This window comes from Maribacter spongiicola (assembly GCF_052119685.1).
GTDB classification, from domain to species: Bacteria; Bacteroidota; Bacteroidia; order Flavobacteriales; family Flavobacteriaceae; genus Maribacter; species Maribacter spongiicola_A.
Window position 1 is genome coordinate 140139 of sequence record NZ_JBGQOO010000006.1, and the last position, 25975, is coordinate 166113.

Consider the following 25975-nt stretch of genomic DNA (forward strand, 5'->3'; position numbering starts at 1 on the left):
TGTTTTAGGACTAGTCGAGCTGGGTTTTAAACACTTATTTCGTAGTATCTTAATAAAAGGGAGAAAAGTATATACCAATGATGAATACTATAGCAGAAGATTTTTTTAAAAAAATAGTTGACGATGCCAACACTGCTTTTTTATATGCTGAGTCATCGGTACCGAATTCTTTACATTCAAAAGAGTATGTAGTTAAGTATGCGAACCAAAAGGCGCAAAATTTCTTCTCCATTTCTTCAAATCGCAATGAAAGTAAATCGTTAGGTGAAATTGTAAAATATGATGAAGTTTTAATTTTAGCCAATAAGGTTTTAGAAGTAGGAGGTGAAGAAAATTTCAATATCATAGTCAAAGAAGATAACAATCTTCATAATTATAACGTCAGAATTACTTCGGTTAATACAGGGCTATTATTTGCTTTGACCTTACTTAAGCCAGATTTTATTACCGATAAAGAATCCAAACTTCCGTTAGGTAACTTAGAATCTAGAAAGCGTGAGCTTGAAATTTCTAGTCTTTTTGGTATACGGGTATTAGATAGTAATGATAGTATTATTTGTTATTTGAAGCCTATTTTCAATAAGAAGGGTGCAGTTGAAGATTTTCGAATAGATTATATCAATAATCGAATGGGCGAAATTGCCAATGAAGAATCTGCACTAATTGAAGGTCAAACTATATTGGAGTACTATCCCAATAATCTAGAGAATGGAGTGCTAGAGATTTTAGCAGATGGTTATATATCTGGTGAAAATAAAGAGTATACGAAAGAATTTATTTTTGATGAAGAGGTTATTTGGTTGACAACAAGGGCAATTAAAATGAACGATGGCTTAATTCTTTTTTCAAAAGATGTAACTCAAGAAAAGAAATACGAAGAGCAACTTTTTATTCAGAATAGATTATTGTCAGAGGCAGAACGTGTTGCCAATATTGGTAGTTTTCGATGGAATTTAAGTAAAAAGGAAGTTAAATATTCTGACAACGTTTACAGATTGTTCGGTTATGATCCTAATGAGTTTGATGATAAGTATGATAGATTACTATCATTCTTACACCCCAATGATGTGCAGAAGGTAAAATCTAGTTTTAAAGAAAGCAAAAAGCATAAGACAAAATCTGATCTGGTCTTTCGTATCTATACAAAATCGAGCGAATTAAGATATATGAATACGATAGGCGAATATTACCAGAAAGACGGTAATTGGTATATGGTCGGTGTAATTAGAGATGTAACAAAAGAAATAGAGGGCGAGTCTAAATTACAAATAAAGAATTCAGAATTAAAAAGAACAAATGCCGATTTAGAAGCTTTTAACCGTGTTGCCAGTCACGATTTGCAAGAGCCCTTACGTAAGATTCAAATGTTCGTTAGCCGTTTAGATGAAGAAGAGCAGGGGCGTTTAAGCAATCGGTCTCTTGGTTATTTGGCTAAAATCAAGTCTTCATCAGATAGAATGCGAAGCCTTATAAATAATCTTCTAGCTTATTCAAAGGTAGATGAGCTAATTGAGCAACCTAAACGCGTAGATTTAAATGATGTATTGAATAATGTACTAGAAGATTTAGGTGAGCTCATAAATGATTTAAATGCAGAAATAGATGCTACAAGTTTACCTGTGGTCAATGGTATTCAATTTCAATTAGAGCAACTATTTGCCAATCTTATCGGCAATTCACTTAAATATGTAAAAGAAGGTGTTCAGCCCCATATCAAAATTAAAAGCAGTGTTATATCCGGAAGCAAATCGTCAGAGGATAGCTTATTGCCAAATATCAACTATGTAAAATTACAGTTTATTGATAATGGTATAGGCTTCGAGAAAAAGTATCAAGAGAAAATTTTTCAAATTTTTCAACGTCTTCATGGTAAAACAGAATTTTCAGGTACAGGCTTAGGACTATCTATCTGTAAAAAAATCGTTCAATCTCATAACGGGTCTATAGTGGCTAAAGGAGAATTGAACAAAGGTGCCGAATTTACGGTCTACCTACCTACCTTATTATAACCATACATTTCTCCATATAAATAGGGCATTCTTAAAATTGTGTAATAGCTTCTTAAAATGATGTAACACATTTGCATCTCATTGGCCGCATCTTTGTATCAACAAGAAATGTAGGCTTTATGAAAAATCTTCAATACGCTAGAGTAGGTGCTATAAGACACAAAGATGCTTATCAGCAAACTGTGAATACACAACAAAATGGTTCTAGCTTTTCGGCTGCTTTTAATGCTGAAGAGACTACATTAAATAATAACCAACTAAATAATATATCATGCAAATAGTTCATAATCAATTAAGTTATTTCAATAGTGTTTTAGGAGGAAGTATTTCAAGCTTTCAAGGTGATCGTATTCTTCAATATGACAATGAGAAAGGAAATGGTAGAATTCAGACAGTATCATTAGGATCAGGAATTTCTTATACAGAATACGATATGGATTTAAAAGAAGATTTCAATTTCGATTTGAAGTTGGATGAAAACCGTAGTTTGTATTTTATTTATTGTCTAGAAGGTAGTTTCAGGTTTTCTCAAGGTAAAGAAAATAATAAAGTAGAGGCTTTACAGACTGTCGTGATAGGAGGTTCAAATGAAACTATCAACATAAAATTAAGAGAGGCGACTAAAAGTAACCTATCAATAATCAAGGTAACTCAAGATGGTGAGTCACTAAGCAAAAATGCAAATAATGAGTTGTATGAGCAATTATTCACTGCATTTTTAAATGAAGATGGCGAGGCACATATAGGTACTTTTAACTTGAAAATAAAAGAGCAGTTACTTCAAATAAGAGCAATTACACAAGTAGGTTTGGTTAGAAAACTTCTTATTGAAGGTATAGTAAACTTTACTTTGGCTTTAGAGATCTTACACTGTAAGCAAGATATAGAGAACAGTGGTCAAGTTTCCACAATGCTAACTAAAAAAGAGCTTTTAAGAATTGAAGAAGCAGTAAACGCTATTAAAAGAAAACCAGAGTTTCCTTATACGGTAACAGATTTAAGTAAAGAATATGGTCTTTCACCAACTAAGCTTCAAGAAGGTTTTAAGGTAATGGAAGGTACTACTGTAACTAACTTCATTAGAAATGAAAGATTGGTTTTGGCTGAAGAACTAATACAAACGTCTGATATGAATATTTCAGAAATAGTATATTCTATAGGATTTACCAGTAGAAGTTACTTCTCTAAAATTTTTAGAAATAAATTTAAATGTACTCCAAAAGCATACCTAATGAATATTAGAAACGTATCGCTTTCAGCATAGAATATAACAGTACAAAAAAGTTAAGGCCGGCTCTATTGAGCTGGCTTTGTTGTTTTATATAGTGAAGTAAATACTGGAGAAAAGATTGAAAAGCAAGAAAATACTACTAACAAAAATCTTAGAAGGATATTTATTTTAAAAGGATAGTAGTAAGTGTGTGAAAGGTTGTTTTAAATAGAAATAACAAACTCTTTGTCGTTTCGGTTTCCTTCATTATTATTTACATAACTAAGGCATTTGTGTAAAAGCGTTTTTAGTTGATTATATGAAGAAGGCTTTTGTAAATACAAAGAAGCACCCATTTCATCTAAACGTATAATTTCTTTTGGGTGATAAGAGGTAGAATAGATAATCACGGGAGTGTTTGCATATTTTTCAAGTTCACGAATATCTGCCAAACATTCGAACCCATCCATCATTGGCATTTTTAAATCTAAAAATATAACGTCTGGTGTTTCGTTGGTTTCAGATAATAACCCAGCCATTAAATCTACACCATTATTAAATTCAGATATCTTAGTCTTTATTGGAATTTCGCGTAATGCATCAGAAAAAAAAGTTCTGTCGTCACTGTCATCATCTGCTAGAAAGACATTAAGTAAAGTTTTGTTCATACCAAATATTTTAACTCTAAATACAACAGTTCTAGAAGAACATGAATTATATTTTTTTTTTAAAAACTGTAAGCAAGGTAAAAATTAAGATGTCTATTCAGTAATTCGATTAATTTTAAAAATAGCTCAATAGCTAAATACGAACGTATTATTATGAGCACGTAGTACAATTTTTAGTTAAAATGTAAAAAAACCTTTAAGGTTACAAAGGCGGTTCTGCCACCATCGATTTAATTTTTTTCCAAAAGTGTTTTGAAGTAACATTTGTAGGCTCAATTAGATCTGCCATCAAAATTAGATTTCTTTTGAATTGCTCGTACTCGTATTTGTTGGTATTGTTCTCGTCAATAGGGTAGTAGGCCATTCCCCAATTCGGGAATGTTCTTTTGCTGGTTTCGTCATCAGAAAAAAGAGTTACATTTTTATGGCGAGGATCTAGTTTGATCTTTTCGTAAAGCACTTCTATTTTTTCTTTATTGCCTTCTAACAATTGAACAAAGCGACCTTTATAATAGATTAAGCAACCTGTGATATCATCGCGTTGATTATTTGCACGAGCCTTTTCAAGTAATTCTTCCATTTCTGCGCCCTTAATTTTATCGGTGGCAACAGATTCATAAGTCAATGTATACATCTAAAATGAAATTTTTCTTAGCCGGCAAAAATAATAAAAATGTAAAAACAAATAATCAAATACTTGTAGTAGTGTGATAGCGTGCGAAATAGCAAATGTTATAAAACAAAAAAGCCCCTAAAAGGGGCTTTTGAGTGATCGCAGGAGGATTCGAACCTCCGACCGTCTGCTTAGAAGGCAGATGCTCTATCCAGCTGAGCTATGCGACCGACACCATTTTTTCAAATGTGGGTGCAAACTTAGTGATTTTTATAGACTGGTAAAACCAAAATCAACAAAATTTTCATTATTTCTTTTTTGTATTATAATCCCGCTATGAACGACCCTCGTATTGATCGAAATTTTCCCATAGTTGATCAAGAACTTTATAGAAAATTTCAAACTCTTCTTCGGTGATACCCAGTGTACTAACTTTTCGTAAATCTTTTATAAATGGCATTACCTGGGTGATCAATGCAGATCCTTCATCTGTAATCACCAATTTATATCTTTTTTGATCATCTCTGAATCTAGACTTTCTTAACAGCCCTTTTTTACAAAGTCCGCTAATAACTCGAGAAGTTGTCGCCCTATTTCTGAAGTTAGATTTGGCAATATCGGCTTGAGAAGCATCTTTACCTTCTAAATGTACCCGTTGTAATATTACCCATTGCTCAATCGTCAAATCAATATTATTCTCTGCAAATACCTGTAAAAAGGTGCTTTGAACCTTTTTAAGGGTGCGATCAATATATACTCCGAATCCTTCAGTCCTGTCCATAATCCAAATGTTATTCCTCCAAAAGTAACGGAGTTTATCGTTAATATTGTTGTTAATGCAACAATATTCAAAAAAAAGTGTATTTTTACTACTGACAAAATGCTCTAAAGAAGAAGATATATGCAACTAGGTTTCAAGAACTATATTTTAGAAGATAGCACCTATAAAGGTGGAGGCAAGAAAATTGTTATGCCAGATGGTGTAACGGTGCACAAGCTTTCGTCGAACGAAAATCCGTTAGGGTATTCACCAAAAGTGAAAGAAGCTTTAGCAAAAACTCTTGATGATTTAAGTTACTACCCAGATAATACAGATAGTAGATTACGTGATGCCTTGGTGAAGGATTTTGATGGAGTCTTATCTGCAGATAATTTCATTACCGCAAATAGTGGTTCTGAAATTATAGATATGATTTCTAAGGCATTTTTAAGTGAAGGTGATGAGGTGATTGTGAGTCAGCCATGTTTTCTTCCGTACACTGCATTTACCCGTTGGATGGGGGCAAAGGCGATCAATGTACCCATGACCGAGAATTACGATTACAATTTAGAAGGCATTTTAGAAGCAATTACTGATAGAACGAAGTTGGTATTTCTAGCATCGCCTAACAATCCGTCAGGAAATTATATTCCTATGGCAGACCTGAGAAATTTTATAGATAAGTTACCAGAGCATGTTATTTTGGTTTTAGATGAAGTTTACAGACATTTTGCAGAGGCAGAAGATTATACATCGGGTTTACCTTTTGTAGTAGAAGGTAAAAATGTAATTGCCATTAATAGTTTTTCTAAGACTTACGGTTTGGCAGGTCTGCGTGTAGGGTATTGCTATGCACCTGTAGAAATCAGTAATTACATGCGTAAAATATGTAAGCCATTCTTATTGTCATCTTTAGCATTAGAAGGTGCAATTGCAGCATTGGAAGATGTAGATTTTGTTCATAAAACTGTGGCATTGGTGAAAGAGGAAAGAAGGTTTGTTTTGAACGGACTTGATGCTTTACACATAAAATACTGGCCAACACAAGGTAATTTTGTATTAATAGACCCGCCAATCAATGATATGGAATTTACTGCGTTTTTAGAGCAACGTGGTATTATGGTGAGACCCGTAGGTGTTTTTGGGGCTCCGGGAAAAGTGAGAATTTCGTTCGGAGTAAGAGAGGCGAACAAAGCGCTCTTTGCAGCTTTAGAAGTACTCATGAAAACACAAACGACCACAGCATAATTTTTTATACTATATGTTGCAGAAGCAACGATTAATAAAACAAAAATAAAACGCAACAATATGTCAACAGCAACAAAAGCAGAAAACAAACACAAAGAGGCACAAGATTTTATGCCTATTAACGGTACAGATTATTTAGAGCTGTACGTAAGTAATTCTAAACAGGCAGCACATTATTACAAAACTGCATTTGGCTTCAAATCTTTAGCCTATAAAGGTTTAGAGACTGGTAGTAGAGAATTTGAATCTTATGTAATAGAGCAAGATAAGATAAGATTGGTATTGACATCTCCGCTTAAAAGTGGTACTGATGTAGGTAGACATATTGATAAACATGGTGACGGAGTAAAAGTTACTGCGCTATGGGTAGATGATGCTACATATGCTTATGAAGAGGCTATGAAAAGAGGAGCCAAAAGTTATATGGAGCCTAAGACGGAGAAAGATGAACATGGTAAAGTGGTTACTTCTGGTATCTACTCTTACGGTGAGGTAGTTCATATTTTTGTGGAGCGTAAAGATTATAACGGTACATTTTTACCAGGATACCAAAAATGGGAATGTGATTATCAACCAACTTCTACAGGTTTAAAATTTGTGGATCATATGGTAGGTAATGTACACGAGGGTAAAATGAACTATTGGGTAGATTTCTATGCCAATGTTATGGGCTTTAAGCAAATTATGTCTTTTGACGATAAAGATATTTCTACAGATTTCACGGCATTAATGAGTAAGGTAATGAGTAATGGTAACGGTCGTATTAAGTTCCCGATTAACGAGCCGGCACCAGGTATGAAAAAATCTCAAGTAGATGAGTATTTAGAATTTTACGAAGGTGAAGGTGTTCAGCATATTGCCGTAGCTACAGATAATATCGTAAAAACGGTAACCGATTTAAAAAATAGAGGGGTTGAGTTTTTAACGATACCAACTACATATTATGATGTATTGACAGAAAGAGTTGGTGAGATCGATGAGGATATAGAATCGCTAAGAAAATTAGGTATTTTGGTGGATCGTGATGATGAAGGATATTTACTTCAGATTTTCACTAAAACTGTTCAAGCAAGACCAACAATGTTTTTTGAAATTATTCAACGTAAAGGAGCTACTTCTTTCGGAAAAGGAAATTTCAAGGCATTATTTGAAGCTATTGAGCGTGAGCAAGAATTAAGAGGAACTTTATAGGTTCAACAGATTTCTTGAGAATCTTAAAATAGATTATTTTTAAAGTAAGTAATCATAAATACCTCGAGGCTAGTTCTTGAGGTATTTATTACTAAGTATTTTTTATATTTCGACGCAAACCTCGAAGTATATAATCTCGATCATCAACTAAAACGAACTCATATGCCTATATATCATAAACAAGGAGCGATGCCACCTAAAAGGCACACGCAGTTTAGAAAACCAAATGGTGAATTGTATTCAGAACAATTGTTCGGTACTATAGGGTTTGACGGTATGTCCTCTTTATTATATCACCACAATAGACCAACAATGGTCAAAGAGATATTAAAGAGTACCGATGTTTCTCCGAAAATTGCTTTAGAGAAAAATATACGATCATTGAAGTTGGTCAGTTTTAATGCTCCGGCAAAAGATGATTTTTTAGAAGCTAGAGAACCACTTTTGGTGAATAGCGATATTATTATTGGAGTAGCTGCACCTAGAAAATCGTTACGCGAGTATTTCTATAAGAATACCGATGCCGATGAAATGTTGTTCATTCATAAAGGTACAGGTATACTAAGAACTATTTTCGGACAGATTCCCTTTGAATACGGAGACTATTTAATTATTCCAAGAGGAACGATTTATCAGATAGATTTTGATACAGAAGACAATCGCATTCTATACGCAGAATCGTTTTCTCCAATATACACACCTAAGCGATACCGCAATTGGTTCGGACAATTATTAGAGCATTCACCGTTTTGTGAGCGCGATTATAAACTGCCGCAAAATTTAGAAACGTTTACCGATACCGATGAGCACTTGATTAAAGTTAAGAAGCAAGGGGTTATGCATGAAATGGTCTACATTGGGCATCCTTTTGATGTTGTAGGTTGGGATGGTTATAATTTCCCGTACGGATTCTCTATTCACAACTTTGAACCCATTACCGGTAGAGTTCATCAACCGCCACCAGTGCACCAAACATTTGAGACAAATGCCTTTGTAATTTGTTCTTTTGTGCCAAGATTGTACGATTATCATCCACTTTCTATACCGGCACCTTATAATCATTCGAACATAGATTCTGATGAGATGCTGTATTATGTTGATGGAGATTTCATGAGTAGAAATGGAGTGCAGCCAGGTAATATTTCTTTGCATCCGGCAGGTATCCCTCATGGTCCGCACCCTGGTGCGGCAGAGCGCAGTATTGGTCAAAAAGGGTCTGAAGAACTAGCGGTTATGATAGATACTTTTAAACCTTTAATGGTAACAGAAAACGCAATGAAATTAGATGATGGAGACTATTATCAATCTTGGTTAAATAAATAGGTCTTAAAACAAAGTTTTAAAACGGAAACAATGTCACCCTGAGCGCAGTCGAAGGTTAGATAAGTTAGAATGGTAAAATAAGTAAAGACTTGACAACACTTAATACATGGGTTTCAATACCCGAAAACTCAGATTTTTCTATCTATAATCTTCCTTTTGGAATATTCTCGGTAAATGATGATGCCCCAAAAGCAGGAATCGCCATTGGCGAACAGATAGTTGATTTAGCAGCAGTATCAGAATTAGGTTTATTAGAAGTCAGTGCTACTTATTTTCGACAGAAAACCTTAAATGACTTTATCGCATTAGGAAAGAAAATCACAAATAAAGTCCGATTAGATATTCAAAATTTATTGATATCTGAGAATTCTCCGCTGAAAAATCACTCAAAAGTTTTTGTGTCGCAGCAAGATGCTAAAATGCATTTACCAGTTCATGTAGGTGATTATACCGATTTCTATTCAAGTATAGAGCATGCTACCAATGTGGGTAAAATGTTTCGTGATCCAGAAAACGCTTTGTTGCCAAATTGGAAGCATATTCCGGTTGGGTATCATGGTCGTGCATCATCAATAGTAGTGAGTGGTACAAATATTCACAGACCCATGGGTCAAGTGAAAACGAATGATATGCAAGTGCCGGTTTTTAAAGCTTCCGGTAATTTAGATTTTGAATTGGAAATGGGTTTTGTAGTGGGTAAAAGTACCGAGTTAGGTGAACGCGTTTCTACAAAAGATGCTGATGAACATATTTTCGGATTAGTGCTGTTCAATGACTGGTCTGCCCGCGATATTCAGAAATGGGAGTATGTGCCTTTAGGTCCGTTTTTAGGAAAAAGCTTTGCATCATCTATGTCTCCATGGATTGTTACTTTAGAGGCCTTAGAACCATTCAAAGTTCAGGGACCTGAACAGAAACCAGAGGTGCTATCTTATTTAAAATACGAGGGAGAGCATAATTACGATATTAAGTTAGAAGTGGGTATGTCTTCATCAACTTCTGAAGAAACAACAATTAGTACATCTAACTTCAAATATATGTATTGGAATATGATGCAGCAGTTGGCTCACCATACCGTAAACGGATGTAATTTGAATGTAGGTGATGTAATGGCATCGGGAACCATATCTGGAAAAGACGAAAGTTCATATGGCTCATTGTTAGAAATCTCTTGGGGCGGTAAAAAACCATTTGAATTAAATGATGGTAGCAAACGTACTTTTATAGAAGATAACGATACGGTAACCATAAGAGGTTTTGCAGAAAAAGAAGGTAAGAGAGTAGGATTCGGTGAAGTAACCGGAACCATTTTACCAAGTAAATAAAAATATTTTAAATAGCTTAATAGTAGCACAATGTCAAAGAACGAAGAAATCAATTCTATAGATCCAAACAGTATTTCTCAACAAGAATTACACGGGTATTTATTATCTGCCGTAGCACCAAGACCTATCTGTTTTGCCAGTACGATTGATAAAGATGGCAATGTTAATTTGAGTCCGTTCAGTTACTTTAATCTATTCAGTATAAATCCGCCAATCATGATTTTCTCACCTTCTAGACGTGGTAGAGATAATACTACGAAGCATACGTTAGACAATGTTTTGGAAGTTAAAGAAACGGTAATTAATATCGTGAATTATGACATGGTAGAACAAATGTCATTGTCAAGCACCGAATACGGTGATGGAGTAAATGAGTTTGTAAAAGCAGGATTTACGCAAGTACCAAGTGATAAGGTCAAACCACCGAGAGTAGGCGAGGCTCCCGTAGCATTTGAGTGTGTGGTAGATCAAGTCATAGCCTTGGGTGACGGACCAGGAGCAGGAAACTTGGTGCTAGCAAAAGTCGTTCAGATACATGTAAAAAAAGCCTTTTTAGATGCCGATGGAAATCTCGATACACCGAAGTTAGATTTAGTCGCCCGTATGGGTGGTAATTGGTATTGCAGAGCCAACGGCGATGCTTTATTCGAAATACCGAAACCAATACGCACCCAAGGCATAGGAGTAGATATGCTACCCGAAGCTGTTCGAAATAGCTCGGTTTTAACGGGGAATAATTTAGGGAGACTAGGTAATTTAGAAGAATTGCCAACGAAAGAAGCTATCGAAAACATTGCAGAACACGCTGAGGTGAAATCTATTATTAATGGAAATGAGGATAATACAGAATTGCATAAACTAGCTCAACAATGGTTAGTAGATGGTAGAACTGAAGATGCATTGGCATTGTTACATTTGTAATAACTAACCAGAGCATAAATTTATTCCAAATTAAAGATGATCAGGTTCAATATGAATCAGCACATGTTCTAGATTCGGAATTTCCTTGTTAAGATGATCTTGTAATAGGTGGGCAATATCATGCCCTTCAGTGACAGAAATATTACCATCGACCATGGCATGTAAGTCAACATGAAACTTCATTCCCGCTTTACGAATAAAACATTTTTCGGTACCTGTTATCCCTGGTACTTCTAATGACTTAATACGTATGTCTTCCAAGAGGTCGTCATAACGTTGCTCGTCCATTATTTCTCCTAAAGCAGGTCTTAGAATTAAGTAACTATTGTACAAGATAAAGCCCGATGCCATAAGGGCTGCCCAATCATCTGCCGTTTCATAACCTTTGCCCAGTATTACAGCAATAGAAATACCAATAAATGCCATTATAGAAGTAATAGCATCACTTCTGTGGTGCCAAGCATCTGCTTTTAAAGAGGTACTTTGTGTCTCCTCACTTTTTTTGATAACAATGCGGTACGATATTTCCTTCCATACGATGATTAAACCCAGAACGATTAATGTCCATGCTTTTGGAACTTTATGCGGAGTCTGTATGTTCTCAATACTTTCGTAAGCGATAACAGTGGCGGAAATCACTAAAAAAGCGACAACTAAAAATGTAATTATTGGTTCAATTTTTCCGTGTCCGTAAGGGTGATTTTCATCTGCCGGTCTTTCGGCATATTTAAAACCTAAGAGAACCAGAATAGAAGAAAAAATATCAGTGGTAGATTCAATAGCATCGGCAATAAGGGCATAAGAATTACCAAAAAAACCTGCAAGACCTTTAATCAAAGCCAGGCATATGTTACCGATGATGCTGAAATATGTGGTCTTGATTGCCGTCTGTTCAATACTCATAATGCAAAGGTAGTAGTCTTGAATATGAAAGGATATATTTTAGTAGTTAATATTAAAAATTTCTTGACGGTATTTCAATCATAAAATCCATTGGTTTGTCTTCCCAATATGGGTCGTTTAGTTTCTTTTTATAGCCTTGTTTTAATTCTGTAAGTGGTCTTTTTAAAATTTCTACCGATGAGGTTTCAATATCATTAGAGACAAGTTTGTTAATAGCATACGTGCTTTGTAAAAATTGATGGTCACTTGAGAATATATCAGTGTTTGTTGAGACTTCTAATAGATTAAAAAAGTATTTTCCTTGTACGTTTTTATAGGTCTGTACAATGTTGTGCTCTTGTTTTATCCATTTTTTAGATTTTTTATTTTGGTATTCTGCACGCTCTATATTATGCTCATATTTTAAAACAGCATAGTTTTCTGTACCAATATAAATACAGCCAGATGATGCTATTGGCGCAGGGTAACCATACCCAGTAGAATAAGAACCTGGAGAATTATTAGTGAAATTTATCTGATATACTTTCTGTCCTTCATAGTTCAAGGTTTTATATTTTTTTAAGTCATAAGAACCTATTCTGTACAAAACATTAGTCTTGCTTAAAATGATATCCCTATTTAAAACTGCCCATAATGCGCCTATTCCATTATGCCATTTACTTTTCTCATAAGCATCTGTATTGGCTCTTAAGTGTTCAATTTCCGCAAATATGTTATTCTCAGGTTTATTACTTCCGTTAATTCCCTTTTTGTTATATGTTTTAATAATAGCTTCTTCACCAATGCCTAAGGAATCTGTGCTATTGAGTTGACTTATTTTAAATAAGAAACTTTGGTTGTAGGGGGTTTGCACGTAATTAATTTCAATATTTTCCCGAGCTTTTTTAATGATTTCTTCAGCACTTAATTCTACCCTTGCAGCCGAAACAACGACCTCATTTAAAACAATATCATCTTTAGATTTTTTAAGACGTAAGTTAATTGGTTTTGTTAGTGAATTGGTAGAAATAGAATCGCTTTCATACCCAATTGAAGAAAATACTAAATAGCACTTTGAACTTTTTTTATTCGGGATGTTAAACTGTCCTTTTGCGTTTGAAACTGTACTTGAATTCAGATTAGAATAATATACATCGGCATAATTTATGGGTTCAGAAGTATCGGCGTCAATAATAGAGCCCGTTATGCTGTTGCCTTTAAATGTAACTGTCTTAGTCTTTTCATTATCATATATTACATACTTTGGAGGGTACATTTTTTCAATGTAATAAATACCATCAAAAATATTTTCCCAATTGGCAGATAGCGGAATGTAGCCTAGAGCAGATGAATAAAATTTATGCGGAATATCATTTAATACATATAGTTCTGCTTTACTATTCTGATTTTTAAAATCGGATTCAATACTATTAGCTGGCGGTTGTAAAATTGGAGAAATCTGTTCTACTGAAAAATCAAAATAGAAACCTTCATAAGAGGTGAAAGCTAAACTAAACAACTTTGTGCCGTATTTTTCTTTAAGAATTTGACCCATTGGTACGGCATATTTCAATTCTTTTATTTGTGAAATTTCTTCTTCAGTGTTGGTGTGGCTATCACCGTGAATACTGTCTGTGATCGTAATTTGTTTTTTAATGTAATTTTCAGTTTCTAAGGTGTACTCGAATTCATTCAATTTATTGGCAAAATGGTAACTAGCGCCCCAGCCAATAATTTTTTCATTAGGGTAAATGTCTTTAATGAAAATCAGGTTTTCAGCCATTTGTTTATCTCTAGGGTTTTGAATGGCTATTTTTTCTTTTTGTAAACTTTTTAATCCGAAATCCAAGTCAGAAAACACACTCTTAAATGTTTGAACTAACACTTCTGTTTTAATATCATTTTTAGGGATTTCGTCAATTTTTTCAATGACAGCATTAATATTGTTGTAAAGGTTGGTAGAGTCTCTTTTATTAAAGGCATAATTTTCAAAATCTCTAACAATCATTGTCTTTTCAATTTCGATATAGGTTTCATCAGAAATTACAATGTTATTTTTAGAGCAAAGAGATTTAAAGTCGTTGAGAAAGTATTCTTCAAAAAGATTTGATTCTTGAGAATCGAATCCGAGTATTTTTAATTCAGGGTGTGTTTCTAGATAATTTAAAAGTTGTTGAAAAACTTCGGTAGTAGTATACAGCCAACCAACACTTTGCTTGAAAATGTCAATTTCCTCTTTTTGATTTTTGTAAAGCTCATTTGCTTTAAAATTATCATAAAGACCACTCTCAAAAACTAATAGATTATACCCATAGTTCTCATGCAGGTCTTTTATCATTTCTAGCTTTTTGTCAAAAACGGCACCATCTCCATGAGTTTGCTCTCCAAGTAAAATGATTTCAAATTCGGCAGGTGATATTCCTTTGAAAAGTAAATCTTGACTAAAAAGAGTACTAGTATATATGAGATTTAGAAATAGAACTGAAATTACTATGTATATGCTTTTCATTGTATGATTTTCAAGAACTAAACAAACTTACTCCGCTTTTTCATAAGCCTCCTTCAACCAATCAATTAATTCATCATCCACTTGATTAGCTTCGGTGAGTTGAACTCTATGGGTACACATCGAACCAAATGGTCCTGAAGATTCTAGACGGTCAGTAGTAGGCTTGTCTTTTATTTTGAGTCCGAGGTCTATTCTAGTTTTGGTTGCAGGTTTTATAAGTGCAAATTGCGTTTTCCGAATAATACTTACGGTGGTTTTTTTAGGGGTAATAGTAACGTCATCGCCAAAAGTTTTTACCACTTTTATAAGCGCATCGTATATGGGTGTTAAGTTTTCTTTTCCCTTATACTGTTGTGTAACTAAGTCGGCTGGGTCGTTTTCTTCTTCTTTTGATAATGTTACTATGGTATTTGCAAATCCGTGTGTAACACCATGTTCCTTTTTTAAAAAGTTGACGCCTTCAGAATGTTTGGTAAACGATTTAGTCTTTAAAACAGATTTCCATTCGGTTAAAGATTTGCCTGTTTTCTCGGGCATATTATCAATCATGGTTTGCAGTGCCTTGTCCATTTTCTCAAAATTTGGTTGAAGATATTAAAGTACAAAAATTAAAAGTTTTTTGATGTACTTCTCTTAAATCATCGCCTTTGCTCCAATATCCCATCCAAAGAAAAAATAACAATACTGTCATCACATTAAGAATCTATCAATAAATATCGCTGCAACGTTATTATGTATAAAAATTAGGCAATTAAGCAATTGTGTTTTCTTTTTGCTAGTATTAGTCCTTATATTAGTTAGTACTGAAATCTCATCGCATTATGGCATTAAAAGTTGCAATTAAACACAAAACGAAATATACATATGATAGAAGTATAAATCTATCGCCTCATATATTCAGGTTACGACCTGCGCCACATAGTAGAACACCGATAGAGGCGTACTCTATTAAGATAAAACCAGAAAACCATTTCTTCAATTGGCAACAAGATCCATTTGGTAATTATTTGGCTCGTATTGTATTTCCAGATAAAACGACTGAACTTTCTGTAGATGTAGAAATTATAGCAGATTTAAAGACTATTAATCCGTTCGATTTTTTCGTAGAAGAAGCGTGTGAAGAATTCCCGTTCAAGTATTCTGAAGAAGCTAAAAAGGAGCTTTTGCCTTATTTAGAAAAAGTAGAAAGTGGTCCGTTACTAAAAGAATATTTGTCAAAAATTGATATGACTCCGCTACGAAGTATCGATTTCTTAATTAACCTTAATAGCAACTTGTATAATTATCTGAACTATACCTTACGTATGGAACCAGGTGTGCAGACATGCGAAGAAACCTTAGAAGGCAAATTAGGTTCTTGTAGAGATTTTGCTTGGTTATTGGTACAGATACTTCGTCATTTAGGTTTGGCGGCACGTTTTGTATCTGGATATTTGGTACAATTAAAATCAGATGAAGAATCATTAGACGGTCCGTCAGGTCCTGAAGAAGATTTTACAGATTTACATGCCTGGGCAGAAGTATATTTACCGGGTGCCGGGTGGATAGGTTTAGATGCCACATCTGGACTTTTTACCGGCGAAGGTCATATACCGTTGGCATGTACACCTTCTTATGAAAGTGCAGCACCGGTGAGCGGATTCACAGATTTTGCAGAAACTACCTTTGAATTCGATAATTCGGTTACCAGAATATTCGAATCTCCGAGAGTGACAAAACCATACACAGAAGAGCAGTGGAATGCTATTTACAATCTTGGTTTTAAGGTAGAAGAAGAACTACAGGCAAACGATGTTCGTTTGACCATGGGTGGCGAACCTACCTTTGTTTCTATAGATGATATGGAGTCTGAAGAGTGGAATACCGCAGCCGACGGTAAGCATAAACGAGAATTGGCAAGCAAATTGTCTATTCGTTTATTAGAGGTTTTTGGTAAAGGTGGCTTGTTACATCACGCACAAGGTAAGTGGTACCCTGGTGAAGCATTGCCTCGTTGGTTAATCGGCATACATTGGAGAAAAGATGGAAAACCAATTTGGAAAGACCCGAGTTTATTGGCATCATTTTCTGAGGAATATAAGATGCCAAGAAATATTACCAAACGATTTTTAAAGACATTAGGTGGTTACTTAGGTTGTAAGACCAATAGTATAGTGCCAGCCTATGAAGATGCTTTTTACTTTTTGTGGGAAGAGGGGAAACTACCTGTAGATGTTAATCCGAAAAAATATAATAAAGACGATACCCATCTACGCAGAAAACTTGGGGAGATTTTAGAACAAGGTTTAGGCAAAACGGTAGGTCATGTGTATCCGCTGATTAAAAAAGATAATAAATGGATTACCAATAAATGGGAATTCAGAAATAAGAATTTATTACTTACTCCCGGTAATTCGGCAATTGGGTTGCGTTTGCCTTTAGCGGCACTACCAAAGGATCCGCCGATTCCGTCAGAACCAACAGCAGAGGTAGAGTTGTTTGAAAAAACACCAGATTTGCCAATGCCTGGCGACGCTTTACAAAAGCGAATGTTAAAATCAACTTCGCACCCAAGAAAGCACCCGTATGTACGTACGGCAATTTGTGCCGAAGTTCGTGAGAATAAATTGTTCTTATATCTTCCGCCATTAGACAGCGCCGAAGACTTTTTAGATTTGGTAGCATGTATAGAAGCAACTGCAAAAGAACTAAATGTACCGGTAATTTTAGAAGGCTACGAGCCACCAAGAGATAACAGGTTAGAGGTGTTGAAGGTTACGCCTGATCCAGGGGTGATCGAGGTAAATGTGCATCCGGCGAAAAACTGGCAAGAGTTAACCGATAATACCTTGACACTTTATGCCGAAGCCAAACAAGCCCGTTTAGGTACAGAAAAATTTATGTTAGATGGCAAGCACACCGGTACAGGTGGTGGTAACCATGTAACCTTGGGCGGGGTAACGCCGGCCGATAGTCCGCTATTACGTAATCCGCAATTGCTAAGAAGCCTATTAACCTTTTGGCAGCATCACCCAGGGTTGTCTTATTTGTTTTCTGGGGCATTTATAGGGCCTACCAGTCAGGCACCAAGAGTAGACGAAGCAAGATTAGAGAATTTGTACGAACTTGAAATCGCCTTTTCTCAAATTCCAGAAGATAAAGAGGTGCCGTTTTGGTTAACGGATCGATTATTCCGTCACCTATTAACAGATATCACGGGTAACACCCACAGGGCAGAATTCTGCATCGATAAATTATATTCGCCCGATTCGTCTTCGGGTCGTTTAGGTATTTTAGAGTTACGAGCTTTTGATATGCCGCCACATGCACAGATGAGTTTAATGCAAATGTTACTGGTGCGTACATTGGTGTCATGGTTTTGGAAAAAGCCGTATAAGCATGATTTGGTACGTTGGGGTACCGAGTTGCATGATAAGTTTTTGTTAGAGCATTATGTAAAAGAAGATATAAAAGATATAGTCGAACAATTGAACGAGGCGGGCTATCCGTTCAAGTTAGATTGGTTCGATCCATTTTTCGAATTCCGCTTTCCGCTATATGGTATGGTAGAAATAAATTCTATTCAAATGGAATTGAGAATGGCCATAGAACCTTGGAATGTTCTTGGTGAAGAAATGACCGGTGGCGGCACATCGCGTTATGTAGATTCTTCATTAGAGCGTGTACAGGTAAAAGTGAATAATTTTATTAGCAAACGCTATTCATTGACCTGTAACGGGGTAAAAATAGAATTGAGTTCAACAGGTACAAAAGGGGAATATGTTGCGGGCGTGCGTTTTAAAGCATGGGAGCCATGGTCGGCATTACACCCGACCATAGGTGTAGATACCCCGTTAGTATTTGATATCGTTGATGATTGGAATCAAAAGTCTATTGGCGGTTGCACCTATTTTGTAGCGCACCCTGGTGGGCGTTCTTACGATATGTACCCGGTAAATAGTTTGGAGGCAGAATCGAGAAGAATTAATCGTTTTTGGGATATTGGGGTAACGCAAGAAGAGGTAACACCTACAGAATTGATCGCTTCAACAAATTTTACGGGTAGAATGGTAGAACCTAAGTCAGGTTCAAATACATTTGTATATAAGAAGATGCCGGTTAACCCCGAGTATCCGCATGTAACAGATTTACGTAAGAAGTAATGCCAACAACAGAGACTACCTGGTTTAATAATTATGATTCCCAACAGGGCAATGATGAAATGTATTCATTGAACAATGGTATAAAGCCCTATTGGAATAAATTATTAAGCGAATTTGACACTTTAGGAGTATCAGGATTAATCGCACGTCAAAGAGATATTGACTGGTTATTATCAGAAAACGGTGTCACCTACAATGTATATAATGACCCTAAGGGTATGCACAGACCATGGAACCTGAATGTGGTTCCGTTTATGTTGCACCAAGAGGAGTGGACCAAAGTAGAAGAAGGATTGAAGCAAAGGGCAGAATTGCTCAATTTAGTTCTTAAAGATGTCTATGGCGAACGAAAGCTGATTAAAAATGGCATAGTGCCCTATGAAGTTGTTTATGGACATCGAGGTTTTCTAAGGCAATGCTCTGGTATGGAGCTTAAATTAGAAAAGTTTCTATCTATATATGCAGCAGATCTTTGCCGTGGTACAGATGGGCGTTTGTGGGTAGTAAATGATCGTACAGAAGCACCTTCGGGAATGGGATATGCGCTAGAGAATAGATCCACCACCAGTAGAATTCTGTCAGATATGTACGCAGAAATGAAGGTGAAGCGATTGTCTGGCTTCTTTCAAGAATTCAATCAAATGCTTATTGATGCGGCACCTGGCAAAAAAGAAAATCCGACAATTGTAATACTAACTCCCGGTTCACATAACGAAACCTATTTTGAGCATGCCTACATGGCGTCGTTCTTAGGCTACCCGTTAGTTCAGGGTAATGATTTGGTAGTGAGAGATGGTTTTCTTTGGATGAAATCATTGCAAGGTTTAAAGCAGATAGATGTTGTTTTACGTAGAGTTGACGATGCTTTTACAGATCCGTTAGAATTGCGTGAAGATTCTCATTTGGGCGTAGCCGGATTGCTAGATGTAGTACGAAGAAAAAATGTAGCTGTCATCAATCCTATTGGTAGCGGTGTAATTGAAAATCCTGGATTAATTCCATTCATGCCCGCAATTGCAAAGTACTTTTTAAAGGAAGAATTGAAATTACCTCAGATAGCTTCATGGTGGTGTGGGCAAGAGAAAGAAAGAAACTATGTACTTGAGCATATATCTGAATTAGTTATAAAGAGAATAGATCGTACCAATAGAGAGAGTATATACTTTTGCGAGCAAATGAGCGCTAAAGAATTAGAAAACCTTAAAAAAGTTATTTTAGAACGCCCATACCGTTTTGTTGCTCAAGAGCGCATTAATTTTTCTACGGCACCTAATCTTTCCGGTGAAAAATTAGAACCTAGAAATGTGGTTGCTAGAGCTTTTTGTATTGCATCAAATGACCAATATTCGGTAATGCCAGGTGGTTTAGTAAGAGTGGCGCCCGATGGCGAAACTGTACGTGTTTCAAACCAAAGAGGCGGTACCAGTAAAGATTTCTGGATATTAGATGAAAACCAAGTCAAAGAAGAAAAAAATAGACATTGGCATCAAAAGTCTTCAGTAGCAATTTCTGGACTTAACGACCTACCAAGTTTAACGGCCGAGAATTTATATTGGGCGGGTCGCTATGTCGGTCGTACATTGGTCAATGCACGATTTTTAAGAACTGTAATGCGCCAAATGGCCATAGTTCAGAATAGGGATGAAAAGCCAGATTCTGAAAAGCTTAAAGTGTTGTTTAAAGCTGTTACACAATTAACAGGTACATATCCGGGGTTTATAGAAAAGGACGAAAACGGAAAATTGGCAATGGACAATCCGTATGAAGAAATGCTATCTGTAATTCTTGATAAAAATAGAATAGGTAGTTTGGCACATACCATAGGAATGTTCAGTAATTCCTATTATTCCATTCGTAATCTTTGGTCTTCAGATATGTGGCGTGTTTTTGAAAATATTCAAAAATTGTGGAGTTCTTTAGTAGATGGTGAAGATCATTCCATCAATAAAATATTAAAAGTATTAAATCAGTTAATTACCCGCTTAATAGCATTTATGGGGTTAATTGAAGAAAGCATTATGGTGCAACAAGGTTTGTTGTTATACTTTATTGGCCTGCAATTAGAACAGAGTACTTTAACAATAACCAAATGTAGAGCTCTATTGACAATAAAATATGAAGAGCAAGTAGAATATGATGTCTTAGAATATTTATTGACCAGTCACGAAAGTTTAAATATATATAGATATAGTTACCGTTCTCATATAGAATTAGCGCATGTGTTAGATTTGGTAGTGCTAGATTTAGATTATGCACGATCATTGACTTTTATGATCAATCGTATTCAAAAAGATATAGCACGGCTACCACATTCTAAACATGATCATCAATTAAGTAATTATCAGAAATATGTATTCGAGGCATTCTCGAAGTTACGATTGGCAGAGTCTTCAAAATTGGCAATGACCAAATCAGAAAAAGATTTCACGCGAGAAGATTTAGAGGTATTATTAAAAGAGCTTTCAGATTTATTGTATAAAGCTTCGCAAGCTATAACAAATACCTATTTCAATCATACAGCCAAGCAGACCCAATTGTTTACACAGTCTTTTCCTATTTGATTATGATATTCAACGTAACACACATTACCAAGTACGATTATAATGCCCCCGTTAGCTATTGTCATAATATAGCAACCCTTAGACCAAGAGAATCTAAAGGTCAAGATCTATTATCATATCAAATAGAAATTACGCCCGAACCTGCAGAAATAAGTGAACGAATCGATTTTTTTGGTAACTATATTACACGTTTTTCAATACAGACAGAGCATAGAACCTTAAAGGTGACTACCAAAAGTAAAATTAAGCGCGAATATGCCAAGTTTCATGAATCGTTCAGTAGCGAAGCTTGCAAAAGTATTACGATGAATGATGCACTAGCGGCATTACAAGGTATGGAAACAGAAGTTCTTGAGGCCAAACAATATATATTAGAATCTATTTTTATAAGAAGAACAGATAAGGCTATTCGTGAATATGCCGAGCTTTCTTTTAAAGGCAACCGTTCTGTTTTTGAAGCAGCTTACGAACTAATGCAACGAATTTATACCGATTTCGATTTCGATTCGGAGTTTTCTACTATTTCGACTCCCATAGAGGAAGTTATGAAAGAGAAAAAAGGAGTTTGTCAAGATTTTGCACAGATTGCCATTGCTTGCATTCGTTCTGTGGGTTTGCCCGCACGATACATTAGTGGTTATATTGAAACTTTACCGCCGCCGGGTAAGGTAAAATTGGTAGGTGCAGATGCATCGCATGCATGGTTCGCGATATTTATACCGGGTTTTGGCTGGGTAGATTTTGATCCTACAAACAACATGATTCCCAAAGACCAACACATTGTAGTTGGTTGGGGCAGGGACTATTATGATGTACCGCCTTTAAAAGGAGTGGTGTATGGCAGTGGTCAAAGTAAGTTAAAAGTATCGGTAGATATTGCTTCCGTTCGGTAAATCATATAGCTATTTTATTAACATTAAAACTAAAACCCGAAGAACTTTAAGATCAGATAAAAAACTGAAGGGTATAACAAACATCCAACCCCAGTATAAAATGTAGCTGTTAAAGCTCCATAAGGCACAAGCTTCTCGTCAGTTGCTGCCAAACCGGCTACTACACCACTTGTAGTACCTATAAGACCGCCAAATACAACTGCCGCATGCGGATTATCCAATTTTATCCTTTTTGCGATTATAGGTGTAATGATGGTCGTGAAGATTGTTTTAATCACACCAGTTGCTACACTAATAGCAATCACATCTGAACTGGCTCCTAATGCAGTACCTGTTACTGGTCCTACAATATAGGTACCTGCACCCGCGGCAATGGTGGTCATGCTTATGGCATCAGTGTAACCCATAAAATATGCAATGGTTGCGCCTAGAAAAAAGGTCACGGTTACCCCAATAAATAGCGAAATAATACCTGCAAGTCCGGCCTGCTTTATTTTTGAAATATCGGCACTCATGGCTGTAGCTACCACGGCAAAATCTCGAAACATAGAACCGCCTAAAATTGCCATGCCTGCAAATAGGGGAATATCGGCCATACCTTTTTTATCACCTGTAAATGCGAGCGCCAAACCAATTATAATGGCAATGGCAACACCAGGTATTTTATTACGTAAGAGCTTTTTAGAAATTAAAAATGAAAACAGCATTACAAAACCAACAAAGAGAAATGCAAATATGAGTCCGTTTTTAGCAATGACTTTATCAATAATTTCCATGCTTAGTTTTTAGGGCTAGTATCAGTTTTACCAATTTTGGAAAGTACGGGCACAAGCATCATACATACAAAAGTGGTTACAATGCCGGCAACTACAGCCACGAAGCCACCAGAGACGGCTGCTTTTACATTCAATGTTGCGGCCATTGCAACAATAATCGGAATATACATGGAACTCCAAAACAAGATGCCTTTCTCTGTTTCAGGAATTAACCATCCTTTTTTTCGAAGGTAAATACTAGATGCGATTAAAAGAATCATAGCAAAGCCAACTCCTCCAATATCGCTATTGATGTTAATTAGTTTCCCTAAGAGATTCCCTAATAGTTTTCCGACTAAAAAACATGCTGCCAGTAGTGCTACCCCGTAAATTTTCATTGGATGATTTTTTAAATAAACAGTTTTTTAATTTCGTTTTTGGTGACCTTACCCATAACATTTCTAGGTAAGTCATCTTGAAAAATATACTTTTTAGGGGTCTTATAAGCAGGAAGTTTTTCTTGAATCCACGAGGTTAAATCATCAGTAGATAATGCTCCCGATTTTAAGATGATACTTGCGCCAATAATTTCACCCCATTCTAAATCTGGAATACCAACTACGCCACAATCCTTAATATTCGGATGTGTGCGCAGTACTTCTTCAATTTCCAATGCCGATATTTTATAACCCCCAGATTTAATAATATCTACCGAGTTTCTACCTAAAATCTGATAACTATCAACATCGAAAATGGCTATATCGCCAGATTTAAACCATCCGTCTTGCGTAAATGTCTCTGCCGTGGCCTCTGGTTTTCCCCAATATTCTTTAAATACATTCGGTCCTTTAATTTGAATTTCTCCTTGTTCACCAGCAGCAACAGCATTGTTATTTTCATCAGCAAGTCGAATTGATACCCCGTGTAATGGTTGGCCAATATGACCTGGTCTACGTGAGCCGTTGTATGGGTTACTGATTGCCATGCCCATTTCTGTCATTCCATAACGTTCCAATAATGTATGCCCGCTTATATCTTTCCATTCTTCTAAAACACTAACCGGTAATGCAGCAGACCCTGATACCATGAGCCTGAATTTGGCCAAATGATTGGAAATTGTAGTTTGTTCATTTTGAGGGAGTTCATTGAAATAGGTGATTAATTTAAAATATATGGTAGGTACGGCCATGAATACATTAACCGCGTCTTTTGAGAAAATATCAAATATAGCTTTCGGACTAAATTTTGGTAAGAACTCACAACAGGCACCACTCCATAAGGCACAACTCAACATATTAATGATACCGTGTACGTGGTGCAGTGGTAAAACATTCAGCACATGGTCATTTTTGTTCCACTCCCAAGAGGTGGTCAAAGCCGTAATTTGTGCTTCAATATTGGCGTGAGTAGTTACCACACCTTTAGGCAAACCAGTAGTGCCACTTGTATACAAAATCAGTGCACTTCGGTCTAAGGTTATTTTTGGTAGTTCACATTTTTTAGGAGTAATATCCACATATTTTAGAAATTGGATATTGGTATTTTTAAAAAGTGGCGAAAGCAATTCTTCGAAAGCTTCGGTATAGATGACTGTAGTAGCTTTAGTGTCTTCCAATACATATTGAATTGAAGGTAATGGATGCTTTTCGCATAAAGGAACCGCAATACCTCCGGCCCTCCAAACGCCCCATTGAACGGCGGCATATGAAAAACTCGCAGGAACTAAAAAAGCTATTCTAGCTTGGTTTAAATCTTTTTGACCTTGTAAAAGGTGAGCGGCAACAGATATTGACTGCTTTACTAAATAGTCATATGTGTAATTTTGGCCATCACTTTTAATAGCAATTCGTTCGCTGAATGAATTGGCTCTTTCAATTAATGTTATCATGGTTTATGGTTGCTTAAAAAATAGACTGCCAAACAAGGTAAGCACCAATTCTGAAAACGCCAAAATTGAAAGGATATTTACACATTCAATAGTTTAATGTGATATTGATAAATTAGAGGCGAAATTTTGATGAGATTAATGGTGTGGTTATATTTTTCTATAAAAAGGAATTAATGAAATTTAGAAAGACAACCTCGGTAGATAATTATTTAGTCTCTTGAGATATTAGATAAAGGCCATACCTACCAAATCAGTTAGTTCCCCCGAAATACCTTTTCAGTAGGATGGCCATAGCATTAATGTTATAGATATTGATTAGTGTTTATTCTTGTTTTATAAGTACGGCAAACCTACTAACATTCTACAAAATAGCTTTACGGTTTTCCGTAAGGCGATGTAATTTTCAGTTTTTAAATCAGCCCTAGATCTTTAACAATGGCCACAAGGTGTATGGCATTGTTGGCATTAAATTGAACACGGAGTTTATTTAACCGCTTTTCAATAGAACTAAGACTGGCAGGTGCTATATTTTCTTTTCTATATAAAGCACTAATTTCATCTTGCGATAATCCTTTACTTAGATGATCTAACAGAGAAATATCGTAATCATCTATCTCTAATTCATTTTCACTGCTAAAGGCATTAGCCACTTCAGGAGATAGATAGGTGTTTCCTTCAGCTATTTCATTAATGGCAACGGTTAGGTTTTTGAGTCCGTTTCTGCTCTTACATACATAAGCATCAACATGATGTTGATTAAATAGCGTTCGTACGGCTTGTAGTCTGTCTTCAACGGAATACACAATTACTTTAAGTTCAGGAAATTCCGTTTTCAGTTTTTCGACCAACGAATGCCCAGAAGGGTAGGTTTGTGATCTATGGTCTACTTTAAAAGAGAGGTCAGATATCACTAAATCAAAAGACTCGCCATCTAAATTGGCTCTTTTTACTTTTAAGTACGCATCATCGCAATACTGTACTTGGTCTATTTGAGAAACCCCTAATTCGGTCAGTAATGAAAATACACCTTTGTTGATGTCTTCCATATCTTCCGCGATTAAAACTTTTTTGAACATG

At 35.8% G+C, this 25975-nt stretch carries 21 protein-coding genes and 1 tRNA gene; 11 read left to right on the top strand and 11 right to left on the bottom strand.

Annotated elements, in window-relative coordinates:
- Positions 1 to 77: 77 nt before the first annotated feature.
- The 3 genes from ACEN2N_RS11655 to ACEN2N_RS11665 all read left to right on the top strand — a co-directional run bounded on the left by ACEN2N_RS11655 (position 78) and on the right by ACEN2N_RS11665 (position 3273).
- Positions 78 to 2009 carry a sensor histidine kinase gene (locus ACEN2N_RS11655; RefSeq protein ID WP_441824484.1) on the top strand — a complete coding sequence of 644 codons (1932 nt, stop codon included), beginning with the start codon at positions 78 to 80 and terminating at the stop codon, positions 2007 to 2009.
- A 119-nt stretch (positions 2010 to 2128) separates the two neighbouring features.
- Positions 2129 to 2290 carry a hypothetical protein gene (locus tag ACEN2N_RS11660; protein ID WP_441824485.1) on the top strand — a complete coding sequence of 54 codons (162 nt, stop codon included), beginning with the start codon at positions 2129 to 2131 and terminating at the stop codon, positions 2288 to 2290.
- Positions 2281 to 3273: a helix-turn-helix transcriptional regulator gene (locus tag ACEN2N_RS11665; RefSeq protein WP_441824486.1), complete on the top strand. Its 993-nt coding sequence runs from the start codon at positions 2281 to 2283 to the stop codon at positions 3271 to 3273. The genes ACEN2N_RS11660 and ACEN2N_RS11665 overlap by 10 nt, the downstream gene beginning before the upstream one ends.
- 170 nt (positions 3274 to 3443) lie before the next feature.
- On the opposite strand, the gene ACEN2N_RS11670 is transcribed toward ACEN2N_RS11665, so the two are convergent.
- The 4 genes from ACEN2N_RS11670 to ACEN2N_RS11685 all read right to left on the bottom strand — a co-directional run bounded on the left by ACEN2N_RS11670 (position 3444) and on the right by ACEN2N_RS11685 (position 5281).
- Positions 3444 to 3887, bottom strand: coding sequence for a response regulator (locus ACEN2N_RS11670; protein ID WP_441824487.1), 444 nt, complete (start codon positions 3885 to 3887; stop codon positions 3444 to 3446).
- A gap of 202 nt (positions 3888 to 4089) precedes the next feature.
- A complete protein-coding gene (locus ACEN2N_RS11675; RefSeq protein ID WP_441824488.1) occupies positions 4090 to 4521 on the bottom strand; it encodes a BLUF domain-containing protein in 432 nt (143 codons plus the stop codon).
- A 135-nt stretch (positions 4522 to 4656) separates the two neighbouring features.
- Positions 4657 to 4730 (bottom strand) — tRNA-Arg (locus tag ACEN2N_RS11680).
- 104 nt (positions 4731 to 4834) lie between these two features.
- A complete protein-coding gene (locus tag ACEN2N_RS11685; protein WP_133688103.1) occupies positions 4835 to 5281 on the bottom strand; it encodes a MarR family winged helix-turn-helix transcriptional regulator in 447 nt (148 codons plus the stop codon).
- Positions 5282 to 5401: 120 nt separating this feature from the next.
- Here ACEN2N_RS11685 and ACEN2N_RS11690 point away from each other — a divergent pair, with 120 nt between their 5' ends.
- The 5 genes from ACEN2N_RS11690 to ACEN2N_RS11710 all read left to right on the top strand — a co-directional run bounded on the left by ACEN2N_RS11690 (position 5402) and on the right by ACEN2N_RS11710 (position 11268).
- Positions 5402 to 6508: a pyridoxal phosphate-dependent aminotransferase gene (locus ACEN2N_RS11690; RefSeq protein WP_441824489.1), complete on the top strand. Its 1107-nt coding sequence runs from the start codon at positions 5402 to 5404 to the stop codon at positions 6506 to 6508.
- Between the two features lie 60 nt (positions 6509 to 6568).
- Positions 6569 to 7699, top strand: a complete 1131-nt coding sequence (gene hppD / locus ACEN2N_RS11695) for a 4-hydroxyphenylpyruvate dioxygenase (protein WP_441824490.1) — start codon at positions 6569 to 6571, stop codon at positions 7697 to 7699.
- Positions 7700 to 7861: 162 nt separating this feature from the next.
- Positions 7862 to 9022, top strand: a complete 1161-nt coding sequence (locus ACEN2N_RS11700) for a homogentisate 1,2-dioxygenase (protein ID WP_441824491.1) — start codon at positions 7862 to 7864, stop codon at positions 9020 to 9022.
- 89 nt (positions 9023 to 9111) lie between these two features.
- Positions 9112 to 10347: a fumarylacetoacetase gene (gene fahA, locus ACEN2N_RS11705; RefSeq protein ID WP_441824492.1), complete on the top strand. Its 1236-nt coding sequence runs from the start codon at positions 9112 to 9114 to the stop codon at positions 10345 to 10347.
- A 30-nt stretch (positions 10348 to 10377) separates the two neighbouring features.
- On the top strand, positions 10378 to 11268 hold the full coding sequence (locus tag ACEN2N_RS11710; protein WP_441824493.1) for a flavin reductase family protein: 891 nt from the start codon (positions 10378 to 10380) through the stop codon (positions 11266 to 11268).
- Positions 11269 to 11298: 30 nt separating this feature from the next.
- Here the strand turns inward: ACEN2N_RS11710 and ACEN2N_RS11715 are convergent, their stop codons facing one another.
- Genes ACEN2N_RS11715 through ACEN2N_RS11725 form a run of 3 tightly spaced genes read right to left on the bottom strand, consistent with a single transcriptional unit; the run spans position 11299 to position 15229 of the window.
- Positions 11299 to 12171 (bottom strand): cation diffusion facilitator family transporter, encoded by an 873-nt coding sequence (locus ACEN2N_RS11715; RefSeq protein WP_441824494.1) that lies wholly within the window; start codon positions 12169 to 12171, stop codon positions 11299 to 11301.
- Between the two features lie 52 nt (positions 12172 to 12223).
- A complete protein-coding gene (locus tag ACEN2N_RS11720; RefSeq protein WP_441824495.1) occupies positions 12224 to 14659 on the bottom strand; it encodes a carboxypeptidase-like regulatory domain-containing protein in 2436 nt (811 codons plus the stop codon).
- A 27-nt stretch (positions 14660 to 14686) separates the two neighbouring features.
- A complete protein-coding gene (locus ACEN2N_RS11725) occupies positions 14687 to 15229 on the bottom strand; it encodes a DUF4287 domain-containing protein (protein WP_441824496.1) in 543 nt (180 codons plus the stop codon).
- A gap of 251 nt (positions 15230 to 15480) precedes the next feature.
- On the opposite strand from ACEN2N_RS11725, the gene ACEN2N_RS11730 reads away from it, so the two are divergent.
- Genes ACEN2N_RS11730 through ACEN2N_RS11740 form a run of 3 tightly spaced genes read left to right on the top strand, consistent with a single transcriptional unit; the run spans position 15481 to position 22255 of the window.
- The gene (locus ACEN2N_RS11730) at positions 15481 to 18801 is read left to right on the top strand and encodes a transglutaminase family protein (protein ID WP_441824497.1); all 3321 of its coding nucleotides are present in this window, start codon (positions 15481 to 15483) and stop codon (positions 18799 to 18801) included.
- Positions 18801 to 21362 carry a circularly permuted type 2 ATP-grasp protein gene (locus ACEN2N_RS11735; protein ID WP_441824498.1) on the top strand — a complete coding sequence of 854 codons (2562 nt, stop codon included), beginning with the start codon at positions 18801 to 18803 and terminating at the stop codon, positions 21360 to 21362. Before ACEN2N_RS11730 ends, ACEN2N_RS11735 begins: the two co-directional genes overlap by 1 nt.
- Positions 21363 to 21364: 2 nt before the next feature.
- The gene (locus ACEN2N_RS11740; RefSeq protein ID WP_441824499.1) at positions 21365 to 22255 is read left to right on the top strand and encodes a transglutaminase family protein; all 891 of its coding nucleotides are present in this window, start codon (positions 21365 to 21367) and stop codon (positions 22253 to 22255) included.
- 29 nt (positions 22256 to 22284) lie between these two features.
- Here the strand turns inward: ACEN2N_RS11740 and madM are convergent, their stop codons facing one another.
- The 4 genes from madM to ACEN2N_RS11760 form a co-directional block, all read right to left on the bottom strand.
- Positions 22285 to 23031 (bottom strand): malonate transporter subunit MadM, encoded by a 747-nt coding sequence (madM, locus tag ACEN2N_RS11745; protein ID WP_441824500.1) that lies wholly within the window; start codon positions 23029 to 23031, stop codon positions 22285 to 22287.
- Positions 23032 to 23033: 2 nt separating this feature from the next.
- Positions 23034 to 23408: a malonate transporter subunit MadL gene (gene madL / locus ACEN2N_RS11750; RefSeq protein ID WP_441824501.1), complete on the bottom strand. Its 375-nt coding sequence runs from the start codon at positions 23406 to 23408 to the stop codon at positions 23034 to 23036.
- Positions 23409 to 23419: 11 nt separating this feature from the next.
- Entirely contained in the window at positions 23420 to 24898 is a 1479-nt protein-coding gene (locus ACEN2N_RS11755; RefSeq protein WP_441824502.1) for an acyl-CoA synthetase, read from the bottom strand.
- A gap of 410 nt (positions 24899 to 25308) precedes the next feature.
- On the bottom strand, positions 25309 to 25974 hold the full coding sequence (locus tag ACEN2N_RS11760) for a response regulator (RefSeq protein ID WP_441824503.1): 666 nt from the start codon (positions 25972 to 25974) through the stop codon (positions 25309 to 25311).
- Position 25975 lies beyond the last annotated feature (1 nt).

Coding starts and splice junctions, on each gene's coding strand:
- ACEN2N_RS11655 (WP_441824484.1), top strand. CDS start 78: ATGATGAATACTATAGCAGAAGATTTTTTTAAAAAAATAGTTGACGAT.
- ACEN2N_RS11660 (WP_441824485.1), top strand. CDS start 2,129: ATGAAAAATCTTCAATACGCTAGAGTAGGTGCTATAAGACACAAAGAT.
- ACEN2N_RS11665 (WP_441824486.1), top strand. CDS start 2,281: ATGCAAATAGTTCATAATCAATTAAGTTATTTCAATAGTGTTTTAGGA.
- ACEN2N_RS11670 (WP_441824487.1), bottom strand. CDS start 3,887: ATGAACAAAACTTTACTTAATGTCTTTCTAGCAGATGATGACAGTGAC.
- ACEN2N_RS11675 (WP_441824488.1), bottom strand. CDS start 4,521: ATGTATACATTGACTTATGAATCTGTTGCCACCGATAAAATTAAGGGC.
- ACEN2N_RS11685 (WP_133688103.1), bottom strand. CDS start 5,281: ATGGACAGGACTGAAGGATTCGGAGTATATATTGATCGCACCCTTAAA.
- ACEN2N_RS11690 (WP_441824489.1), top strand. CDS start 5,402: ATGCAACTAGGTTTCAAGAACTATATTTTAGAAGATAGCACCTATAAA.
- hppD (WP_441824490.1), top strand. CDS start 6,569: ATGTCAACAGCAACAAAAGCAGAAAACAAACACAAAGAGGCACAAGAT.
- ACEN2N_RS11700 (WP_441824491.1), top strand. CDS start 7,862: ATGCCTATATATCATAAACAAGGAGCGATGCCACCTAAAAGGCACACG.
- ACEN2N_RS11710 (WP_441824493.1), top strand. CDS start 10,378: ATGTCAAAGAACGAAGAAATCAATTCTATAGATCCAAACAGTATTTCT.
- ACEN2N_RS11715 (WP_441824494.1), bottom strand. CDS start 12,171: ATGAGTATTGAACAGACGGCAATCAAGACCACATATTTCAGCATCATC.
- ACEN2N_RS11720 (WP_441824495.1), bottom strand. CDS start 14,659: ATGAAAAGCATATACATAGTAATTTCAGTTCTATTTCTAAATCTCATA.
- ACEN2N_RS11725 (WP_441824496.1), bottom strand. CDS start 15,229: ATGGACAAGGCACTGCAAACCATGATTGATAATATGCCCGAGAAAACA.
- ACEN2N_RS11730 (WP_441824497.1), top strand. CDS start 15,481: ATGGCATTAAAAGTTGCAATTAAACACAAAACGAAATATACATATGAT.
- ACEN2N_RS11735 (WP_441824498.1), top strand. CDS start 18,801: ATGCCAACAACAGAGACTACCTGGTTTAATAATTATGATTCCCAACAG.
- ACEN2N_RS11740 (WP_441824499.1), top strand. CDS start 21,365: ATGATATTCAACGTAACACACATTACCAAGTACGATTATAATGCCCCC.
- madM (WP_441824500.1), bottom strand. CDS start 23,031: ATGGAAATTATTGATAAAGTCATTGCTAAAAACGGACTCATATTTGCA.
- madL (WP_441824501.1), bottom strand. CDS start 23,408: ATGAAAATTTACGGGGTAGCACTACTGGCAGCATGTTTTTTAGTCGGA.
- ACEN2N_RS11755 (WP_441824502.1), bottom strand. CDS start 24,898: ATGATAACATTAATTGAAAGAGCCAATTCATTCAGCGAACGAATTGCT.
- ACEN2N_RS11760 (WP_441824503.1), bottom strand. CDS start 25,974: ATGTTCAAAAAAGTTTTAATCGCGGAAGATATGGAAGACATCAACAAA.